23 protein-coding genes are annotated in these 20,778 nt (G+C 59.9%); 22 read left to right on the top strand and 1 reads right to left on the bottom strand.

From position 1 onward, the window contains the following. Positions 1–81: 81 nt before the first annotated feature. Positions 82–516, top strand: coding sequence for a thioredoxin TrxC (gene trxC / locus EE949_RS10340; protein ID WP_122664189.1), 435 nt, complete (start codon positions 82–84; stop codon positions 514–516). 135 nt (positions 517–651) lie between these two features. Further along, positions 652–1,050 (top strand): PAAR domain-containing protein, encoded by a 399-nt coding sequence (locus tag EE949_RS10335; protein WP_122664188.1) that lies wholly within the window; start codon positions 652–654, stop codon positions 1,048–1,050. Between the two features lie 106 nt (positions 1,051–1,156). On the opposite strand, the gene EE949_RS10330 is transcribed toward EE949_RS10335, so the two are convergent. Continuing rightward, entirely contained in the window at positions 1,157–1,930 is a 774-nt protein-coding gene (locus EE949_RS10330; protein ID WP_122664187.1) for a ParA family protein, read from the bottom strand. 276 nt (positions 1,931–2,206) lie between these two features. On the opposite strand from EE949_RS10330, the gene EE949_RS10325 reads away from it, so the two are divergent. The 20 genes from EE949_RS10325 (at position 2,207) to EE949_RS10225 (ending at position 20,758) form a co-directional block, all read left to right on the top strand. After that, a complete protein-coding gene (locus EE949_RS10325) occupies positions 2,207–2,929 on the top strand; it encodes a beta-ketoacyl synthase chain length factor (RefSeq protein ID WP_122664186.1) in 723 nt (240 codons plus the stop codon). Further along, positions 2,905–3,717, top strand: a complete 813-nt coding sequence (locus tag EE949_RS10320; protein WP_122664185.1) for a lysophospholipid acyltransferase family protein — start codon at positions 2,905–2,907, stop codon at positions 3,715–3,717. Before EE949_RS10325 ends, EE949_RS10320 begins: the two co-directional genes overlap by 25 nt. Next, complete coding sequence (locus EE949_RS10315) at positions 3,692–3,952, top strand: phosphopantetheine-binding protein (RefSeq protein ID WP_087271221.1); 261 nt, start codon at positions 3,692–3,694, stop codon at positions 3,950–3,952. Before EE949_RS10320 ends, EE949_RS10315 begins: the two co-directional genes overlap by 26 nt. A 9-nt stretch (positions 3,953–3,961) precedes the next feature. Then, complete coding sequence (locus tag EE949_RS10310; protein WP_122664184.1) at positions 3,962–4,216, top strand: acyl carrier protein; 255 nt, start codon at positions 3,962–3,964, stop codon at positions 4,214–4,216. Further along, positions 4,213–4,758: a hypothetical protein gene (locus EE949_RS10305; RefSeq protein WP_122664183.1), complete on the top strand. Its 546-nt coding sequence runs from the start codon at positions 4,213–4,215 to the stop codon at positions 4,756–4,758. The genes EE949_RS10310 and EE949_RS10305 overlap by 4 nt, the downstream gene beginning before the upstream one ends. Before the next feature lie 10 nt (positions 4,759–4,768). Further along, on the top strand, positions 4,769–6,463 hold the full coding sequence (locus EE949_RS10300; RefSeq protein WP_122664224.1) for an acyl-CoA synthetase family protein: 1,695 nt from the start codon (positions 4,769–4,771) through the stop codon (positions 6,461–6,463). A 242-nt stretch (positions 6,464–6,705) separates the two neighbouring features. Further along, positions 6,706–7,440 carry a glycosyltransferase family 2 protein gene (locus EE949_RS10290; RefSeq protein ID WP_122664181.1) on the top strand — a complete coding sequence of 245 codons (735 nt, stop codon included), beginning with the start codon at positions 6,706–6,708 and terminating at the stop codon, positions 7,438–7,440. Between the two features lie 164 nt (positions 7,441–7,604). Further along, positions 7,605–8,537, top strand: a complete 933-nt coding sequence (locus EE949_RS10285; RefSeq protein WP_122664180.1) for a glycosyl transferase — start codon at positions 7,605–7,607, stop codon at positions 8,535–8,537. Then, on the top strand, positions 8,518–10,065 hold the full coding sequence (locus tag EE949_RS10280) for an HAL/PAL/TAL family ammonia-lyase (protein WP_122664179.1): 1,548 nt from the start codon (positions 8,518–8,520) through the stop codon (positions 10,063–10,065). Before EE949_RS10285 ends, EE949_RS10280 begins: the two co-directional genes overlap by 20 nt. After that, complete coding sequence (locus EE949_RS10275) at positions 10,055–10,480, top strand: acyl-CoA thioesterase (protein WP_122664178.1); 426 nt, start codon at positions 10,055–10,057, stop codon at positions 10,478–10,480. Before EE949_RS10280 ends, EE949_RS10275 begins: the two co-directional genes overlap by 11 nt. A gap of 116 nt (positions 10,481–10,596) precedes the next feature. Beyond that, positions 10,597–11,211, top strand: coding sequence for an outer membrane lipoprotein carrier protein LolA (locus EE949_RS10270; protein ID WP_122664177.1), 615 nt, complete (start codon positions 10,597–10,599; stop codon positions 11,209–11,211). Continuing rightward, on the top strand, positions 11,201–13,534 hold the full coding sequence (locus tag EE949_RS10265; protein ID WP_162874645.1) for an MMPL family transporter: 2,334 nt from the start codon (positions 11,201–11,203) through the stop codon (positions 13,532–13,534). Before EE949_RS10270 ends, EE949_RS10265 begins: the two co-directional genes overlap by 11 nt. Further along, positions 13,534–14,706: a sodium:proton antiporter gene (locus EE949_RS10260; protein ID WP_122664175.1), complete on the top strand. Its 1,173-nt coding sequence runs from the start codon at positions 13,534–13,536 to the stop codon at positions 14,704–14,706. Before EE949_RS10265 ends, EE949_RS10260 begins: the two co-directional genes overlap by 1 nt. Then, positions 14,693–15,937 carry an NAD(P)/FAD-dependent oxidoreductase gene (locus EE949_RS10255; protein ID WP_122664174.1) on the top strand — a complete coding sequence of 415 codons (1,245 nt, stop codon included), beginning with the start codon at positions 14,693–14,695 and terminating at the stop codon, positions 15,935–15,937. The genes EE949_RS10260 and EE949_RS10255 overlap by 14 nt, the downstream gene beginning before the upstream one ends. Continuing rightward, a complete protein-coding gene (locus EE949_RS10250; protein WP_122664173.1) occupies positions 15,934–16,668 on the top strand; it encodes a class I SAM-dependent methyltransferase in 735 nt (244 codons plus the stop codon). The genes EE949_RS10255 and EE949_RS10250 overlap by 4 nt, the downstream gene beginning before the upstream one ends. Continuing rightward, complete coding sequence (locus EE949_RS10245; protein ID WP_122664172.1) at positions 16,665–17,162, top strand: DUF3261 domain-containing protein; 498 nt, start codon at positions 16,665–16,667, stop codon at positions 17,160–17,162. Before EE949_RS10250 ends, EE949_RS10245 begins: the two co-directional genes overlap by 4 nt. After that, positions 17,159–18,355, top strand: a complete 1,197-nt coding sequence (locus EE949_RS10240; protein ID WP_122664171.1) for a beta-ketoacyl-[acyl-carrier-protein] synthase family protein — start codon at positions 17,159–17,161, stop codon at positions 18,353–18,355. Before EE949_RS10245 ends, EE949_RS10240 begins: the two co-directional genes overlap by 4 nt. Next, positions 18,352–18,807 carry a hotdog family protein gene (locus EE949_RS10235; protein WP_122664170.1) on the top strand — a complete coding sequence of 152 codons (456 nt, stop codon included), beginning with the start codon at positions 18,352–18,354 and terminating at the stop codon, positions 18,805–18,807. Before EE949_RS10240 ends, EE949_RS10235 begins: the two co-directional genes overlap by 4 nt. Beyond that, positions 18,804–19,532 carry a 3-oxoacyl-ACP reductase FabG gene (fabG, locus tag EE949_RS10230; protein WP_122664169.1) on the top strand — a complete coding sequence of 243 codons (729 nt, stop codon included), beginning with the start codon at positions 18,804–18,806 and terminating at the stop codon, positions 19,530–19,532. The genes EE949_RS10235 and fabG overlap by 4 nt, the downstream gene beginning before the upstream one ends. Beyond that, on the top strand, positions 19,532–20,758 hold the full coding sequence (locus EE949_RS10225) for a beta-ketoacyl-ACP synthase (RefSeq protein ID WP_122664168.1): 1,227 nt from the start codon (positions 19,532–19,534) through the stop codon (positions 20,756–20,758). Before fabG ends, EE949_RS10225 begins: the two co-directional genes overlap by 1 nt. The last annotated feature ends 20 nt before the right edge of the window (positions 20,759–20,778 follow it).

Raw genomic sequence — 20,778 nt, 5'->3', positions numbered from 1 at the left:
GGCATTAATCCCCCCAAACCAGTTACAGCCAAGTGGGAACCGAGCAGTACAATCTGCGCATCACTAGATTTTGGAGGAATCATGTCCGACCCCATGCTGATCCCCTGCCCGCACTGCAACGGGCTTAATCGAATCCCGAACGAGCGCCTGGGCGACCATCCCAAATGTGGCCGCTGCAAACAGCAGGTCTTGCTGAGCACGCCGTTCAATCTGACCCAGGGCGATTACGCCAGCCAGATCAAAGGCGACTTGCCGCTGTTGGTGGATGTCTGGGCCGAATGGTGTGGCCCGTGCAAGTCCTTCGCGCCGGTTTTCGAGCAGGCGGCCAATGAACTGGCAGGGCGCTGCCGACTGGCCAAGCTGGACAGTGAAGCCAATCAGCAATTAGCCGGGCAATTGGGCATTCGCTCGATCCCAAGCCTGATTCTGTTCCGCAACGGTCAGGAAGTCGCTCGTCAGAGCGGCGCGTTCCCGTTGCAGCAACTGCTGGCGTGGCTGAAAAGCCAGGGTATCTGAGTCGATCTATGGCAAGGCAGCGACTACGCCTTGCTGATTTTTCCGTAGGGGATTTCCGAAACCGCGATTTGCCCCTCCCGGCTGCGTTATTCAGACCTAGGATTTGAGTCCGACTCGCTTAACGGAAGCAGATCCATGTCCTATGTAGTCAGGGAAGACGATCCAACCACCACCGGTGGTTTTGTATTGAGTGCATCGGCGACGCAACTCATGGACCAGCGCAGACTTGCGCGGATGGGCGACCCCGTCTGGTGCCCGGCCTGCGCAACGGTCGGCTATATCGCCCAGGGCAACCCGACTTTCATTGATGAATACATCGCCGTCGCAACCCATGGTCACCACGTCAAATGCGACTGCGCGCCCGGTAGCCATCAGTTGATCGCGACACAGCAAAGCCTGGCAGCAGACATGGATGCAGCAATTGATATCCCGAAGGGCCTGGCCAAACGGGCGAGGCTTGTGGCGGACAGGATGAATGCCGCCGTTAAAGAGGGAGTGAAACCTGGCGAGCTTCGCTCAAGAAGCAAAACCTGACGTATCAGGCGAAAACACTTTCTGTAGGAGCTGCCGAAGGCTGCGAAGCGTTCCATCCGGTATACCGCGATCGCAGCCTTCGGCAGCTCCTACAGGGCTTGATTACCTATGCATTGGTCTCCAGCAAATGATGAAGCTCCACGAACTGCTGGGTCAGTTTGTGGCGGGGTTCAAGGTAGATCAAAGGTTTGCTGGCTTGATGTGATTCACGCATCTTCACCGAAGCATTCAAATACACCGGCAATACCGGCAGCCCTTCTGCAATCAGTTCGTCGAGGATCTGCTGCGGCAGGCTGGCGCGAGGCTGGAACTGGTTAACGATGATGCCTTCAACTTGAAGGTCTTCGTTATGATCTTCACGAAGCTCCTCAACTTCTTTGATCAGGCCGTACAGCGCCTGACGAGAAAAGCTGTCGCAATCGAAAGGAATCAGTACTCGATCTGCGGCGATCAACGCTGAAACGGCGTAAAAATTAAGCGCAGGAGGCGTATCTAAATAAATCCGCTCGTAGTCCTCATCAAGTTCGTCCAGCAACTTCCGGAGCTTGTTGATCTTGTGCTTGGCCTCAAGCTTGGGCTGCAAGTCCGCCAATTCCGGGGTCGCCGTTACAACGTGGAGGTTATCGAACGGAGTTTCGTAGATATCCACCTGGTTTTTCTTGGCGAATGGACCTGACGAAAGGGTCTGCTTGAAAAAGTCCGCAATGCCCATGGGGATGTCATCACCCGTCAGACCGGTGAGGTACTGAGTCGAGTTTGCCTGAGCATCAAGATCGATCAAAAGCGTCCGATACCCTTCATTAGCACTGACGGCTGCCAGGTTACAGGCAATGCTGGACTTGCCAACGCCACCTTTCTGATTGAAAACCACCCGACGCATGAGTTGACCTCCTTGGTCCCTGAATTGACTACAGGGGAAATAGTGGATGGCTGGAGTCTATGCAATGCACGTGACAAGGGCGAGTGCTACAGCCAGCCGCTAGACAAAATCCGGCTGGAAAAGTGGCAAATTTCTGCATATTTGTTTTTTACAAATTGCTACTCCTCATCCTCATCGGGATAATGCCCGACGTTTGCCCGGAAATGCGCACGATCCCGGCAAATTGCCAGCAATATCGCAGTAAGCAGTAGCCCGCAGGGGCGGGAAGATAATCCATTGATCACCTTTAACATCGCACAATGGCGCGCCTGGGCACCGGGGTTGACTCAGGTCGACGATTGGCAGCAGTGGAGCCAGCATCCCATGCCGTTGCAGAGCAGCGATGAGGCTCCTGACGTGTCATTCCTGCCCGCCATGCAGCGGCGACGCCTCGGTCGCCTGGCACGCATGGCGTTTGCCGTAGGCTGGCCATTGGCTGAAGGCTACGAGCGGTTGCCCCTTGTGTTCGTCTCACGCCATGGTGAAACGCCGCGCACGTTCGAAATTCTGCGAGACGTGGCGGCCAGCCAACCGCTGTCCCCGACCCAGTTCAGCCTGTCCGTGCACAACGCGGTCATTGGCCTGTGGTCGATCATGCGGGGCGAAACCAGCGAAATGACTGCCCTGGCTGCGGCTGGCGACGGGCTTGAGCACGGCGCGTTCGAAGCGGCCGCACTGCTCGCCGAAGGTGCGCCTGCGGTATTGCTGATCGTGACTGAAGAACAACCGCCCCACGCCTATTCAGACTGGATAGATGACGTGCCCTTCCCTTATGCCGTTGGCTTGTTGCTGACATCGGGAACGGACTGGCAACTGACCTTGCAAGACAGCAGCGACAAAACGGTGCCCTGCAGCGAATGGCCCCATGCCTTGAATCTGCTGCGAGCGCTCAACACCCAACAGAACACCTGCCAACACCCTTGGAAAAACCGGTTATGGAACTGGCAACGCAACCACTGAAAAAGCGTCAGGACGCCTATTACTGGCGCCTGTTTGCTACTGCAATGTGTTTTGCCTTGTTCGGGCTGGGCGGCTTGTGCCTGCGTTTGCTGTATTTCCCCCTGCTGCGCTGTCTGCCAGGCGCTGCCGAGAAAAAACGCCAGCAGGCCAGAAGGACCATCAGCCGTTTGTTCTGGGTGTTTATTCAGCGAATGGCCCGCAGCGGCGTGCTGACTTATGAAGTAGAAGGCGCAGAACGGCTGGGACGCCCCGGGCAGATGATCATTGCCAACCACCCGTCACTGATTGATGTGGTGTTTCTGATCGGGCTGGTGCGCGATGCCAACTGCGTGGTCAAGCACAGCCTGTGGGAAAACCCCTTCACATGCGGCCCGGTGCGGTCTACCGGCTACATCAGCAACGACGGCAGCGCCGAGATGCTCGACACTGCGGCAGATGCCTTGCGCAGCGGTCAGACGCTGATTGTTTTTCCGGAAGGCACTCGCACTCAGCCAGGCTGTGCGCCGCAATTTCATCGCGGCGCAGCGGCAATTGCGCTACGAGGTGCCTCAGTGATCACTCCGGTCGTCATTCAGGTCAGCCCGACGACGCTGACCAAGGCCGAACCCTGGTATCGCATCCCTTTGCGTCGTGTGCACTTCAGTTTGCGCGTCGGTGCCGATATAGATCCACACGCCTTTGCTGCGCTTGGCCCGGCGCCGGTTGCGTCGCGCAAGCTCAACGATCACCTGCATCACTACTTCATCAGGGAGCTCGCCTCAGATGAGCGATCTACATCAAGACATTAAACAGCTGATCATCGACGCCCTGGGCCTCGAAGACATCAGCACTCATGACATCGGCAACGACCAGATCCTCTTCGGTGAAGGTCTGGGTCTTGATTCCGTAGACGCCCTGGAACTGGGTCTGGCCATCCAGAAGCGTTACGGCATCAAGATCGACGCGGACGCCAAAGACACCCGAGATCATTTCACTAGCGTGGACAGCCTTGCGGCGTTCGTCAGCGCACGACAAGCGGCTTGAGGATTTGACATGCAAACCCGTGAAGACATCTTCGAAATCCTGCGCGATGCGTTGGTAGAGCTGTTCGAACTTGAGCCTGAGCGAGTCACTCTGCAAGCCAATCTGTATCAGGATCTGGAAATTGACAGCATTGACGCCGTGGACCTGATCGACCACATCAAACGCAAGACCGGCACCAAAATCGCCGCTGAAGAGTTCAAGGCCGTACGCACCGTCAATGACGTCGTCGAGGCGGTTTACCGTCTGGCCAACACCGCCGAATGAAACGGCTGATCGGCCTGGGTCTGTTGCTGGCAGGCGTGCTGTACCCGTTCGCGGTTTACTACGGCACCGAACACTTCGCACCCTGGCAGTTTGCCCTGCTGCTGGGTGTCTTGTGGCTGGGACGTGCGCTTACCGCTGGCAAGCGCCCCGCCACATTGATCACAGCCCTGATCGCCATTGGCTTTTGTCTGTTGTTGGGGCTGCTGGGCAGCCCGCAGTTGCTGCGTTGGTACCCGGTGTTGATCAGTGCCTCGATGCTGAGTCTGTTTGGCATGAGCCTGATGTATGGCCCACCGATCGTTGAGCGTCTGGCGCGCCTGAGCGACCCGCATCTGCCCGAAAAGGCTATTCGCTACACACGTCAGGTAACGGTCGTGTGGTGCTGCTTTTTTCTGGCGAACGGGCTTATAGCCGCGGGGTTGACGTTGTGGGCTCCGTTGTCCTGGTGGGCGTTGTACACCGGGCTTGTTTCATATGGATTGATGGGTCTGCTGTTTGCAGGCGAATGGTTAGTCCGCCGCCGAGTAAGAGGCGCGGCATGAAATGGAATGCATGAACCGGATGGCTGTTGACTGGATAAAAACCGAACGCCTGTTGCTTGACCCGCAGTCAGCCCGCGAGCTGACGCAGGCCCCGACGCTGAACCATGCGCAATTCTGTGAGCAAGCGTTGAGCGTCGCTGCGGGCTTGCAAGCTAGAGGCATCAAGCGGCTGGCGGTGCATCTTGAAGATGCAGGCGAACTGGCGATTGCCTTGTTTGCGGCCTGGCGCGCCGGTGTCAGCGTACTGCTGCCCGCTGATTTGCAGGCTCAGACGCGTGAACGCTGGTCTGGGCATGTTGATGCCTGGCTGACCGATCACCCCGCTGACAGCAAACTGCATGAGCTGCATGCCGAGCCACTGCAGCCTGCGCTGCTGGACCTCGATGAGTGTCGCCTGAGTCTGTGCACATCCGGCTCAAGCGGTGAACCCAAGCTTATCGAAAAGCGCCTGCGCCAACTGGCCAACGAGATCGACGCACTGGAACAACTGTGGGGCGCCGACCTTGGCGCGGCATGCATCATCGGCAGCGTCGCGACTCAGCACATCTACGGTCTACTGTTCCGCGTGCTGTGGCCCTTGAGCGCGGGCCGTTGCTTCGTGCGCAAACAACTGCCTTTCCCCGAAGACCTGCAACGCGCCAGCCGCGAATTCCCGCATTTTGCCTGGGTTGCAAGCCCCGCGCTGCTCAAACGCATGGGCGACAACCTCGACTGGCCAAGTCTGGGCAAAGTACGCCGGGTGTTCTCCTCCGGTGGCGCACTGCCAACAGAGGCAGCCGTCAGCCTTCACCAGCGTCTGGGCCAGTGGCCAACTGAAATCCTCGGCAGCTCGGAAACAGGCGGGATTGCCTGGCGCCAGGGCGAGAGCCTGTGGCAAGCCTTCGCTGGTGTCGAGTTGGGACAGGACACAGAGGGAGCCCTGCGCATCAGTTCGACCTACATGCCTGCTGGTCACATCGAACAGACCGCAGACGCTGTTCGCATGACCGATGACGGCCGCTTTGAGTTGCTCGGACGCCTGGATCGTATCGTCAAACTCGAAGAAAAACGCATTTCCCTGCCGCTTCTGGAACAAGCGCTGATCAGTCATGAATGGGTCGCTGAGGCGCGCCTTGCCGTGGTGCAGGAAAATCGTGCCTCGCTTGGGGCTTTGTTGGTACTCAGCGCCAGCGGTTTGCACGCCTTCCGCAATCAAGGGCGACGCCATCTGACACAAACGCTGCGCCAGCATTTAAGCGGCCATTGCGAAGCCATCGCCCTGCCTCGCCGCTGGCGCATGCTGCGTCAGTTGCCCCTGAACGCGCAGGGCAAGCTACCTCAAGCCGACGTTCAGGCGCTGTTGATGGCGCCTCGCGGACAAGAACCGGAAGTGCTTGAGCAGCGCAACGTTGATGGCGAGTGGCATCTGCAATTGAGCGTACCGCCGGACCTGGCTTACTTCAGCGGGCACTTCCCGACGGTGCCGGTACTGCCAGGCGTGGTTCAAGTGAACTGGGCAATGGCGTTGGGTCAGCGCCTGCTGGATCTGCCGCCAAAATTTGCCGGCATGGAAGTACTCAAGTTCCAGCAACTGGTTCGCCCCGGCGACCAGGTCAGCCTGACCCTGCGCTTCGACGCCGAACGCGGCAAGCTCTACTTCGCCTTCCGCAACGGCGACGCAGCGTGCTCCAGCGGCCGGATATTGCTGGAGGCGGCGGATGTTTGATTTAAAAGCGACCACGGACGCTTTCCTGCCGCTGCACTGTCACGCGACAAACATCAACTCTGTAGGAGCTGAGGAGCACCGCGAGGCTGCGATAGCGGCTTGCCTGACACACCCTTATCGCAGCCTCGCGGTGCTCGTCAGCTCCTACAGGAAACTCATTCCCTGTCATAAGTTTGATTTAAACCCGAGCGCTCCCACAGAATCCCCAGCGCATTCGACAACCCGGGAACAGGTAACTACGCATGCATAACCCCTGCGCAATTATCCCGGTGTTCGACCATGAGCTGGCGGTGCCAGCAGTGGTTGATGCAGTGCTCGCCGCTGGTTTGCCGTGTGTTCTGGTGGACGACGCCAGCAGCCCGTCTTGTGCCGCGGTACTGCGCGAACTGGCGCAAACCGAAAATGTTTATCTCGTCACCCTGCCGGTCAATCAGGGCAAGGGCGGCGCGGTCATGGCGGGTTTCCGCGAAGCCCAGCGTCTGGGCTTCAGCCACGCGCTGCAAGTGGATGCTGATGGCCAACACGATCTGGCTGATCTGGCGCTTTTTCTTGAGGCATCCCGCCAGCAGCCCAACGCACTGATCTGCGGTTACCCGCAATACGATGCAAGCGTGCCTAAAGGCCGTTTGTATGCGCGCTACCTCACGCACTTCTGGGTGTGGGTCAACAGTCTGTCCCTGCAGATCAAGGATTCGATGTGTGGCTTCCGGGTCTACCCGCTGACGCCCGTCCTGCATCTGATCAATACCGTGCAGGTGGGCAAACGCATGGACTTCGATTCGGAAATCCTCGTCCGCTTGTCGTGGCTCAATCAGCCGATGGTGTGGCTGCCGACCAAGGTGCATTACCCGCAGGACGGCCTGTCGCACTTCCGGCTGTTCCACGACAACGCACTGATCTCGAAAATGCACACCAAGCTGTTCTTCGGCATGTTGGGGCGTTTTCCGTTGATCCTCTGGCGGCGGTGGTTGCCATGAGCGGTGTGTTTGCAAGAAATCCGGCAGGAGCTGCCCCGGCGTCCATGGCCCCGCTCTGTCTCGCGACAAACACTGGATCTGTAGGAGCTGCCGAAGGCTGCGATAGCGGTGTATCGGAATGAACGCTTCGCAGCCTTCTGCAGCTCCAACAGGGGGACGCAGCGATGAGCGATAAGCACTGGGCCAAACACGAAGAGCGCGGCAGTTTCCTGCTGATGAAACTCACCGCCTGGGGTGTACGTCATCTGGGGCGACGGGTGCTGAGCCCGGTGCTGCATGGCATCGTGCTGTATTTCTTCCTGTTCGGTCGCCAGGCGCGCAAAAGTGCATGGGAGTATCAGCAGCGGCTGGCCGAATGGAGCGCCAGACCAGAGCTGATGCCTACGCATAAAAGCGTGTTCGGCCAGTTCATGGCGTTTGCCGACTCGCTGCTGGACAAGCTCGACGTCTGGAATGGCAAGCTGCGCCTGGAGCAGATCGAAATCGTTGATCCCGCGCTGCTGCGCACTCAGCTACGTGGTGAGCGCGGTCAGATGCTGGTGGGTGCGCATCTGGGCAATCTGGAAGTGTGCCGTGCACTCGCCGAGCTGGGCGAAAAAGTCACCATGAACGTGCTCGTCCATACCAAGCACGCCGAGCGCTTTAACCGGCTGCTGGGCGAGGCAGGTGCGACCAATCTGCGCCTGATTCAAGTCAGCGAACTGGACCCTTCGGTGATGCTGCAACTGAGCCAGCGCCTGGATGACGGGGAATGGCTGGCCATCGCCGGTGACCGCGTGGCGCTGCACGGCGGACGCAATGCCCGAGTCGACTTTCTCGGTGCCAAGGCTGCTTTCCCACAGGGCCCGTGGCTGCTGGCCGGGCTGTTGAAATGCCCGATCAACCTGATTTTCTGTCTCAAGCGTCCCAGCGGTTATCAAGTGACGCTGGAGCCGTTTGCCGACGCCATCGAATGGCGGCGCAGTGACCGGCAGCAAGTGATTGCAGAACACGCGCAGCGTTATGCCGACCGCCTCGGCCATTACTGCCTGCAAGCTCCGCAACAGTGGTTCAATTTCTACCCTTTCTGGAAGTCCGATGACGAATCAAGTTCCTGAGCCGGTTACCTTCGGCGAGCGTGCATTGCAGATCGAAGACGTGCTGGCCCTGGCCAACCGCCAAGTGCCTACGGCCCTGCAAAACGACAGCGCCTACCGTCAACGCATCGCCAAAGGCGCGCAGTTCCTCGACTCGTTGCTGGACAAGGAAGGCGTGATCTACGGAGTGACCACCGGCTACGGTGATTCCTGCGTGGTGGCTGTGCCGTTGCAGCATGTGGAAGCCTTGCCACGTCACCTCTACACCTTCCACGGTTGCGGACTCGGCAAGCTGCTCGACGCCCAGGCCACGCGCGCCGTATTGGCTGCGCGCCTGCAGTCGCTATGCCACGGCGTTTCCGGGGTGCGTATTGAACTACTGGAGCGGCTGCAGGCGTTTCTTGATCAAGACGTATTGCCGCTGATTCCTGAAGAAGGCTCGGTGGGCGCCAGTGGCGATCTTACGCCGCTGTCCTACGTCGCAGCGACCTTGTCCGGCGAACGCGAAGTGATGTTCCGCGGCGAGCGACGCCTCGCCAGCGACGTGCATCGCGAACTGGGCTGGGAACCGCTGGTACTGCGTCCCAAGGAAGCCCTGGCGCTGATGAACGGCACCGCAGTGATGACCGGCCTGGCGTGCCTGGCCTTCGCTCGTGCAGATTACCTGCTGCAACTGGCAACCCGTATTACCGCGATGAACGTGGTCGCGCTGCAAGGCAACCCGGAGCATTTCGACGAACGTCTGTTCGCCGCCAAACCCCATCCGGGCCAGATGCAGGTTGCAGCGTGGTTGCGCAAAGACCTGGCCATCGACGCACCGACCGCTCCGCTGCACCGTCTGCAAGATCGCTACTCGCTGCGTTGCGCCCCTCACGTGCTGGGCGTGCTGGCTGACAGCCTGAACTGGCTGCGTTCGTTCATAGAAATCGAGCTGAACAGCGCCAACGACAACCCAATTATTGACGCCGAAGCCGAACGCGTACTGCACGGCGGCCACTTCTATGGCGGGCATATCGCCTTCGCCATGGACAGCCTGAAAAACCTCGTTGCCAACGTCGCCGACCTGCTGGATCGCCAGCTCGCGCTCCTCGTCGATGAACGTTACAACCACGGTTTGCCGAGCAATCTGTCTGGCGCGCCAGCGGACCGGGCGATGATCAACCATGGCTTCAAGGCTGTGCAGATCGGTACCAGTGCGTGGACCGCCGAAGCCCTGAAAAACACCATGCCGGCCAGCGTGTTTTCTCGCTCGACCGAGTGTCATAACCAGGACAAAGTCAGCATGGGCACCATCGCTGCCCGCGACGCCATTCGCGTCCTGGAGCTGACCGAGCAGGTTGCCGCTGCCACGCTGATCGCCGCCAATCAGGGTGTCTGGCTGCGCAGTAAAGCCGCCGATGCGCGCCCTCTGCCGCCGGCACTGGCCGCCATGCACGAGCAACTGGCTGTGGATTTCCCGCCCGTGATCGAAGACCGTGCGCTGGAAGGCGAACTGCGTCTGTGCCTGCAACGTATCGCGGATCGCCACTGGAGGTTGCATGCGCAGTAAAGGCGTAATCGACGTCGACACCGAAGTTCTGGTGCCCTTTTTCGACGTCGACTCGATGAACATCGTGTGGCACGGCCATTACATCAAGTACCTGGAAGTCGCCCGCTGCGCGTTGCTGGACCACATTGGCCATAACTACACGCAGATGCTCGAATCCGGTTACGGCTGGCCGGTAATCGACATCCAGTTGCGCTACGTGCGCGGCGCGGTATTCGGCCAACGGCTGATCGTGCGCGCCAGTCTTGTCGAGTGGGAAAACCGCCTGAAGATCAATTACCTGATCAGCGACGCCGAAACCGGCGAGCGCATGACCCGCGCCAGTTCGATCCAGGTAGCGGTAGACATCGAAACCCGCGAGATGCAGCTGGCGTCGCCGAAAGCTTTCACCGATGCGGTTGAGAGGGTGTTGCCATGAATCTCTGTTCCGAAGCAGGTCTCAACCCTGTGGGAGCGGTGCTTGCCCGCGATAAGGCTGGACGCGGTAGACCTGATATATGCGGCGCCCTTATCGCGGGCAAGCACCGCTCCCACATGAACCTCATTTCAACCATAGGTCGTGTGGTTTGCCTTCTGGCCCTGCTCTGCCTGTCGCCACTGGCCCAGGCCTTCGACCTGCAACAGCTCAGCGATCAACTGGCAAAACCGGTCGTGGTACGCGGCAACTTCATCCAGGAAAAACACCTGCGTGCCCTGCCCACACCGCTGATCAGCAAAGGCCGCTTCGTACTGGCCAAGGAATTCGGCCTGTTGTGGCTGCTGAATACGCCCCTCAAGCAGGACTACCGAATCAGCGCGGCAGGCATAGCCCGACGCGACGCCGCCAATGGCTGGCAATTACTGCCGAACAAAAGCGCGGGCGCTGAACAGAACCGATTGTTTCTGGCCGTCCTGCAGGGCGATAGCAGTGGCCTGCAGCGCGACTTCGAGTTGCAGCTCAAAGGCGACGCCAGCGCCTGGCAACTGACGTTGACCCCTCGTTCACTGTTGCTGCAGCAGGTGTTCAAGCAGATCAATATCGAAGGCGGCGAACTGGTGCAGCGCATCGAGCTGCTGGAAACCCAAGGTGACAGCACGCTACTGAAGATGGTCGATAGCCAGAGCGTGCCTGCTTTGAGTGATGCGGAGCGTGCTGATTTTGCGAATTGAACGCCTGTTGCCACGCCTGTTCCTGATCATCCTGCTGGCGGTGCTGGCCCTCGCTGGCTGGCAGTGGCGTGACGGAGCGCCGCTGTCCGCCAACCTCATGGAACTGGTCCCCGGCAGCAGCCCCGATGCGCTGGAGCAGCGCGCCGAACAGCGCATGCAAGAACCACTGAATCGCGAAATGCTGGTATTGGTCGGCCACACGGATCAACAACAAGCCATCAACCTGGCCAGGCAACTGGGCGAGCAATGGCAGGCCAGCGGCCTGTTCGACAAGGTCCAGTGGAGCCTGCAGGCCGACCTGCCCGCGCTGCGCACGCAACTGCTGCAAGGCCGGCTGGCGATGCTGCCGACAGCGGACCGTGCACAGTTGATCGAGCATCCTGAGACTTTTATTCAGCAACGTGTGCAAAGCCTGTTTGACCCGTTCAGCGGCTTCAGCCTGGTGCCCAGTCAGGACGATTGGCTTGGCTTGACCGGTCGCATACAGAACGGCATGCCACAGCATGGCTCGGTACACCCGGACATCGGCAGCGGGGCATTGATTGCTAGCGCTGACGGTAAGAGCTGGGTATTGCTGCGAGCACGCACTCAAGGCGATGCGTTCGATATGCAACTCCCGCTGCGGGTAGCAGACTTGCTCAGCGCCTCTCGCCAACAAGCGGCGCAGGCCAACGGGCAGCTATTGGCAGCCAGCGGCCTGCTGTATGCAGCCGACGGTCAACGTCAGGCCAGCCGGGAAATCACTTGGGTGGGTGGCGGTGCTACAGCGGGTATTTTGCTGTTGCTGCTGCTGGCTTTCCGACGCTGGCGCGTGCTGCTGGCGTTCGTGCCAGTGCTGGTCGGCATGCTATTCGGCGCCGTGGCCTGTGTCGCATTTTTTGGTCACATGCACGTGATGACTCTGGTGCTGGGGTCGAGCCTGATTGGCGTGGCGGTGGATTATCCGCTGCACTACCTGTCCAAAAGCTGGAGCCTGAAACCCTGGCGCAGCTGGCCCGCCTTGCGCCTTACCCTGCCAGGGCTGAGCCTGAGTCTTGCAACGAGTTGCATCGGCTATCTCGCGCTTGCCTGGACGCCCTTCCCGGCACTCACGCAAATCGCAGTGTTCTCTGCGGCAGGCCTGATTGGCGCGTATCTCACCGCCGTCTGCCTGTTGCCCGCGCTGCTCAACACTACCCAATTGCAGCCTGCTCAATGGCCACTGCATCTGGCCGAACGCCTGCTGAGCTGGCGCGAAGCTTTGCTGCGCCGCATCGGCACGCCCGCCCTGCTCGCGCTGTTGCTGATGTTCTGCGCGGCCGGGCTTTGGCAACTGAACACCAAAAATGACATCCGCCAATGGATATCGGCACCGCCACAGCTCACCGAGGAAGCACAGGCCATTGCGCGGATCACGGGTTATCAACCCACCAGCCAGTTCTTTCTGGTTGAAGGCAAGGATCAGCAAGAACTGCTGGAGCGCCAGAAAGCATTAACAAACCGCCTTGACCAACTGGTGAATCTGGACGAACTGAACGGTTACCTGGCGCTGAATCAATTGATCGCATCGCCTTCCGACCAAGACGCTGTGCGCAAAGCTTTGAACACCTTGCCCGAACACTGGCAAACGCTGATTGACCTCGGTGTTCCCGCCAGCGCTCTGCAATCTGAACTGGCTCAGTTGCAGGCATTACCGGTCACTGATATCGACGCAGCACTTGCTGGCCCGTTGGGTGAGCCATGGCGGGTGCTGTGGCTGGGCGCCAGCAAAAACGGTGTCGCAGGCATGGTCAGCCTGCAGGGTTTGAACAGCGCCGCCCTGCTACGTTTGCAGGCCCAGGACTTGCCGGGTGTGCGGCTGGTGGATCGTCTGGGGCAACTCAACGGTGTATTCGCGGCCACCCAGATCAGCGCCGCTGAATTGAAACTGGCGTCCTGCGTCCTGATCGTGTTGCTGCTGATCGCGCCATTCGGCTTTGGCGGCGCATTGCGTATCGTCGCTCTGCCGTTGCTCGCGGCGCTGTGCAGCTTGGCCAGCCTGGGTTGGCTCGGTCAGCCACTGACCCTGTTCAGCCTGTTCGGTCTGTTGCTGGTGACTGCGATCAGCGTCGATTACGCGATCCTGATGCGCGAGCAGATCGGCGGCGCAGCGGTCAGCCTGCTCGGCACTCTGCTGGCAGCCGTCACCACCTGGCTCTCGTTCGGTTTGCTGGCCGTGTCCAGTACGCCAGCGATCAGCAACTTTGGCCTGTCAGTGAGCCTCGGTCTGGCGTTCAGCTTCATGCTTGCACCGTGGGCCGCCAGTCGCCACAGCCAACCTGCCGCTGAAAGTGAGGCTCACTGATGATGACCGCGCTGTTCTGGCTGATGGCTCTATTGATGTTTGCCGTAGCGACTCGGCTTGGGCGCTATTTCGGCTTGATCCCGATCGTCAGTCAGTTGCTGTTGGCCACCTTCGCCCTGCCGCTGATCATGCTGTTCTGGATTGAACCCCACTGGCAATTGAGCGGCGCGCAACTGGTTGCGCCGGTGTCGCTGAAAACCCTGTACGGCCTGAGTTTCGCCATCGTTTTGGGGCATATCCTCAGCGACGTCATTGACGTGAAAATGGATCGCCAAAGCCTCAAGGTCGCCTTGCCGAGTTTTGCCGTGCCGTTCGTGGCCGGGCTGGTTTGCGCGATGTGGTTTTTGCCGGCTCAACCGTGGATCAGCTCGCTGGCTCTTGGCCTGGTGTTCGCGATTACCGCGATCCCGGTGTTGTACCTGTACCTGCGTCATATCGATTACCCGCCAGAAGCTACCCGACGTCTGGTGCAAACCGCGATCCTTATTGACCTGATGTGCTGGAGCCTGTTCGGCATCGCCCAAGGCAGCCTGAACATCAACAGCTTGCTGCTACCCCTGCTCGGCGCGTGCGTGCCTTTGCTGCTTCGCGCCCTGCGACTGCGCCAGCCGATGGTTTACAGCGTGACGTTTTTCGCCCTGCTGGTCGTGGCCGAGCATTACCGGCTCAATGCGCTGATTTTCGGTATTGGCTACCTGCTGTGCATGGCGCGACTCAAGCAACCGTGGGTATTGCCGATCAACCGCGCGTGGTTCATGCGCCTGCAAACCTGGCTGGCCATCCCGCTGATCCTGACCTTCGGCATCGTGCAGATCAATGTGCACAGCGCCATGGGCAGCCTCGGCTGGGTACAGCTCGGCGCACTGATTTTGCTGCCGATTGCCAGCAAGATGCTCGGCAACTGGCTGGGTTTGAGCTGGGCCACGCCCTCCTTCGCCGGTGCCAGCCGCTGGCGCGAAAGCGTGCTGTTGAATATTCGCGGCCTGAGCGAAATCGTCTTTCTCAATATGCTCCTGCAACAACAACTGATCAGCCCGACGCTGTACTTCGCGCTGATGCTCATGAGCCTGCTCGCGACGCTGATCCCTGCCCTGCTGGGCATGGGCCGCGCACCGGTTCTGCCACCCGTTAACGCTGTCGATCAAGTAAGGAAGTCGTATGCCAATAACTGATAGGGAAAGTCGTACAGTCATTGTGATTGGCGCAGGCCCTTCCGGTGCGATCGCCGCAGCGCTGCTCAAACGCAATGGCCATGACGTGCTGATCATTGAACGCCAGCAGTTCCCCCGTTTTTCCATCGGTGAAAGCCTGCTTTCGCACTGCCTGGACTTCGTCGAAGAAGCCGGCATGCTCGATGCGGTTAAAGCCGCGGGCTTCCAGAAGAAAAACGGCGCTGCATTTGCGTGGCGTGATCAGTACAGCGCATTCGACTTTGGCGACACCTTCAGCGAAGGCCAGCCATCGACCTTTCAGGTACAGCGTGGCGAGTTCGACAAGTTGCTGGCCGATCAGGCTGCCTTGCAGGGTGTGGAGATCCGCTATCAGGAAGAAATTATCGCGGGTGATTTCGACAGCCCTCGGCCGGTACTGAGTGTGCGCCGCGAAGACGGCAGCGAGTACCAGGTGCAGGCGCAATTCGTGCTGGATGCCAGCGGTTATGGTCGGGTGTTACCGCGTTTGCTGGACCTGGAAGCACCGTCGAATTTCCCGGTACGCCAAGCGGTCTTCACCCACGTCGAGGATCACTTCCCGGCGTCCTTTGATCGCGAGAAGATCCTCGTCAGCATCCATCCTGAAATGCGCGATGTATGGTTCTGGTCGATCCCGTTCAGCAATGGCCGGTGTTCCATGGGCGTCGTCGCGGCCTCGGAGCGCTTCAAGGACCGCCCTGCAGACCTGGATGCCTGCCTGCGCCAGTTCGTCGACGAAACTCCGCACCTGAAAACACTGCTCAAGGACGCCGTGTGGGATACCCCGGCACGGACCATCGGCGGTTACTCGGCCAACGTCAAAACCCTGCATGGCCCGGGCTTTGCCCTGCTGGGCAATGCCGCTGAGTTCCTTGACCCGGTGTTCTCCTCGGGAGTGACCATCGCCATGCGTTCGGCAAGCATGGCGGCAGGCGTTCTGCATCGCCAACTGCAAGGTGAAACGGTCGACTGGCAAACTGAATTCGCAACACCGCTCAAGCGTGGCGTAGATACCTTCCGCGCCTATGTGGAAGGCTGGTACGAGGGCACCTTCCAGGATGTCATTTTCTACCCGGAAAGCACGCGGGATATCCGCCGCATGATCTGTGCAATCCTCGCTGGCTACGCTTGGGACCAGCGCAATCCGTTTGTCGCGGAACCCAAGCGCCGCCTGCGCATGCTGTCTGAAATCTGCGCGAGCACACCTCAATGAGCGGGCCTTTCCTGAGCGACAAATACGTCGAAGAAACCCGTTTCGGCTTGTGGTTCCTGCGCAGCCACACCTGGCAACACCGCGTGCTGCGGGTGGCAATCGACGACCTGCGCAGCCTGTTCGACGGCGCACCGCCGAGCCAGCCGGTGCTGCTCGATGCGGGTTGTGGTCAGGGCAAGTCATTCAAGCGACTGTGCGACGTGTTTGCGCCATCACGCCTGCTGGGCGTAGACGCTGACCCGGAGAGCCTGACCATGAGCCGTGCAGAAGCCCGTGCTCACGGTATTGACGTCGAATTGATCGGCAGTGACTGCGCCGCGCTGAAACTGGCAGATGCCAGTGTCGATATCCTCTTCTGCCATCAGACCTTTCACCATCTGGTGGAGCAGGAGCAGGCCCTCGCCGAGTTCTACCGGGTACTCAAACCCGGTGGTTACCTGCTATTCGCCGAATCCACCGAAGCCTATATCGATACGTGGGTTATCCGCTGGCTGTTCCGCCATCCAATGCACGTGCAGAAGAGCGCCGAACAGTACCTGCAAATGCTCCGCGACCAAGGCTTTCAGTTTGGTGCACAAAATGTTTCTTACCCGTATCTTTGGTGGAGCCGCTCCAGCGATTTCGGTTTGCTGGAACGTCTGAAACTGCGTAAGCCAGCACCCGTCGGCCAGCGTGAAGAAACGCTGGTCAACGTGGTGGCGCGCAAGCCTCTGGAGGGTGATAACACATGATTCGCGCATTGCTGATCGCCTCAATCCTGCTGCTGACCGCCTGCGCCAGTAGAGCACCGCTGCCTGTGTCGGTCCCCGATCTGCAGTTGCCGATGCAACTGCACGTGCAGCGTCAGCAGGCCGATCAGCGTCAAGACTGGTTGCTGGTGATTCAGCAGGAAGCCAACGGCTTGCGCTGGTCACTCATGGACCCGCTGGGTATTCCGTTAGCGCGTCAGCAATTGATCGAGGGTCAATGGCAGGCCGACGGTCTGTTGCCGCCCAACGCCGAAGCCCGAGAGTTGTTTGCTGCATTGTTGTTTGCCCTGACACCGGACAGCGAGCTGAATCGCAACTACCCCACGGCGCAGCGCCGGGGGACGCAGCGCATTTTTCATGAGCGATGGGGCGTGGAATACAACAGCGCGGACACCTTCCGATTGATCGTTCTGACCGGCAAAAACGACAGAATCAACTATGGCATCAGCCCGTTGAACAGCGAGGCCGTGCAGTGAGCGCTTACCTGAACGCCCTGGGCCTGATCTGCTCGTTAGGCAGTGGTCGTGAAGAAGTCGCGCGACGGCTGTTCGCCGCGGACACGTCCGGCATGGTCGAAGAAGGTGGCTGGGTGCCGGAACGAGTCTTGCCGGTGGGCGCCGTCAAAACAGCGTTGCCGCCCATCCCTGAGTCCCTGGCAGCCCACAACAGCCGCAATAACCGGCTTCTACTGGCGGCGGCACTGCAAATCGAACCGGAAATCCGTCAAGCCATCCAGCGCTATGGCAGCCATCGCATCGGCGTGATTCTCGGCACCAGCACCTCGGGCATAGATGAAGCCGGGCGCGGTATTGCGGCCTGGTTGAGCGACCAGCAATTTCCCGTCGATTACCACTACCAGCAGCAAGAGCTCGGCGCGGCGGCAACGTTCCTCTCGGAGTGGTTGCAGCTAAGCGGCCCGTCCTACGTGATTTCCACGGCCTGCACTTCCAGCGCACGCGCGCTGCTCAGTGCCCGGCGTGCATTGGATATCGGCCTGTGCGACGCAGTGCTTTGCGGCGGGGTCGATACGCTGTGCAAGCTCACGCTTAACGGCTTTTCTTCGCTAGAAGCGGTTTCGCAGCAGCGCTGCAATCCGTTTTCGCGCAATCGTGACGGGATCAATATCGGTGAAGCCGCCGTCCTGTTTCTGATGACCCGCGAGGCCAGCGGCGAGCACTCGATTGCCTTGCTGGGTGCAGGCGCAACCTGCGACGCGCACCATATTTCGGCGCCGGAACCCAGCGGACGCGGTGCCCGTGAAGCCATGCAACAAGCATTGGACAATGCCGGACTGGCAGCCGCGCAGATCGGTTACCTGAACCTGCACGGCACGGCGACGCCACACAACGACGCGATGGAAAGCCTGGCGGTCAACGCCGTTTTCCCTGACGGTGTGCCCTGCTCCTCGACCAAACCCATGACCGGCCACACGCTGGGCGCAGCCGGCGCGCTGGAAGTCGCGTTCTGCTGGCTGAGCCTGGCCACGGAAAACATAGACCACGCGCTGCCCCCTCATGCCTGGGATGGCCAGCCCGACCCAACGCTACCGCCCTTGCAGTGGACGAATACACACACCCGTCTGGCGCAGACACCAAAGCGCTACATGATGAGCAACTCGTTTGCCTTCGGTGGCAACAACATCAGCCTGATTATCGGAGACGCCTCATGATTGCCTGGCCGCTCGCCGAACTGCTGCCGCATGCGGGTGACATGATCCTAATCGATGAGGTCCTGTCGTTCGACGAAGAACAGATTCACACTCGCCTGACCGTCACGCCCGGTGGCCTGCTCAATGACGCCAACGGTAATATGCCCGCCTGGGTCGGCATTGAATTGATGGCCCAGAGCGTCGCCGCTTACGCTGGTTGTCAGGCACGCCTTCAGGAGCAGCCGGTGGTACTCGGCTTCCTGCTCGGCAGCCGTAAGTTCGAATGCAACGTCGACCACTTTCCCGCTGGCAGCGAATTGACCATTCACGCGCTGCGTTCTCTGCAGGACGACAGCGGCATGGGGGTTTTTGAATGCCGTCTGACCGGCCCGGCCATTGAAGCTTTCGCCCGCCTCAGTGTGTATTGCCCGCCCAACCCCGATCAATACCTGAACGAAGGAGCCCGCACATGACTGACTCGATACTGGTCACCGGCTCCAGCCGTGGCATTGGCCGCGCTATTGCGCTGCGTCTGGCGAAGGCGGGTTTCGACCTGATTCTGCATTGCCGTAACGGGCGCAGCGAAGCCGAAGCGGTCCAGGCTGAAATCGTTGCGTTGGGCCGTCAGGCGCGCATCCTGCAATTCGATGTGGCCGACCGCGAAGCGTGCAAAGTCATTCTGGAAGCCGATGTGGAAACACACGGTGCGTATTACGGCGTCGTACTCAACGCAGGCCTGACTCGGGACGGCGCATTTCCGGCCCTCAGCGACGATGATTGGGACGTGGTGCTCAGAACCAACCTCAATGGCTTCTATAACGTGCTGCACCCGGTGATGATGCCGATGATACGTCGCCGTGCGGCAGGCCGAATTGTATGCATCACTTCGGTTTCCGGTTTGATCGGCAATCGCGGGCAGGTCAACTACAGCGCGTCGAAGGCCGGTGTGATCGGTGCCGCCAAGGCGCTGGCCATTGAGCTGGGCAAGCGCAAGATCACCGTTAACTGCGTCGCGCCCGGGCTGATCGATACCGCCATGCTCGACGAAAATGTTCCTGTGGATGAATTGATGAAGATGATCCCCGCGCAGCGCATGGGCACCCCTGAAGAGGTCGCGGGCGCGGTGAATTTCCTGATGTCCGCCGAAGCCGCGTATATCACTCGCCAGGTGCTGGCAGTCAACGGAGGCCTGTGCTGATGAAGCGCGTCGTCGTGACCGGCATGGCCGGGATTACTTCATTGGGCAGCGACTGGGCGAGCATCGAAGCCAACTTCAATGCCAACCGCAGCGGCATTCGGCGCATGGACGAGTGGGATCGCTTCACGGAGCTGAATACGCGACTGGCTGGCCCTATCGATGATTTCGCCGTGCCGTCCCACTGGACTCGCAAGCAACTGCGCAGCATGGGCCGCGTCTCCCGTTTCGCGGTGGGCGCATCCGAACAGGCGTTGATCGGTGCGGGCTTGCTCAACGACCCGATCATCCGTGACGGACGCATGGGCACTGCGTGCGGCTCATCCACGGGCAGCACCGAAGATGTAAAAGCCTTCGGCAACATGCTGCTCAACTCCGTGGCCGTGGGGCTTAACGCCAACTCGTACGTGCGGATGATGCCGCACACCACGGCAGCGAATATCAGTATCTTCTTTGGCCTGACCGGCCGGTTGATTCCGACTTCCAGCGCCTGCACCAGCGGCAGCCAGGGCATCGGTTATGCCTATGAAGCGATCAAGTTCGGGCGTTTGCCATTGATGCTGGCCGGCGGGGCCGAAGAGCTCTGCCCTACCGAAGCAATGGTCTTCGACGCGCTGTATGCCACCAGCCTGAAGAACGATGCACCCCACACCAGCCCGCGCCCTTACGACACCGGACGAGACGGTCTGGTGATTGGCGAGGGCGGCGGCATGCTGGTGCTTGAGGAGCTGGAACACGCTTTGGCCCGTGGCGCGCACATTCACGCGGAACTGGTAGGCTTCGGCAGCAACGCTGATGGGGCACACAGTACCCGGCCTGAGCAGGCAACCATGCGCCGAGCGATGGAGCTGGCGCTGGAAGATGCCAACTTGCCCCCCGAAGCCATTGGCTACGTCAACGGCCACGGCACTGCAACCGAGCAAGGCGACATCGCTGAAACCCTCGCCACCAGCAGCCTCTTCGGCTCGCGCATGCCGATCAGTTCGCAGAAAAGCTTTTTCGGCCACACCCTGGGAGCCTGCGGCGCACTGGAATCATGGTTCTGCATCGAAATGCTCAATCGCGATCGCTACATCCATACGTTGAACCTCGATGAGGTGGATCCGCAGTGCGGCGATCTGGATTACCTGCGTGGCGAACCCCGGCAAATGAGCCACGAATACGTCATGAACAACAACTTTGCTTTTGGCGGGGTCAACACGTCGTTGATTTTCCGTCGCTGGTCCTGATTCATTCATTCACTCTCAAG

The sequence above is a fragment of the Pseudomonas viridiflava genome, assembly GCF_900602065.1.
Lineage (GTDB): Bacteria > Pseudomonadota > Gammaproteobacteria > Pseudomonadales > Pseudomonadaceae > Aquipseudomonas.
This window is presented reverse-complemented; position numbering and strand designations above follow the sequence as displayed.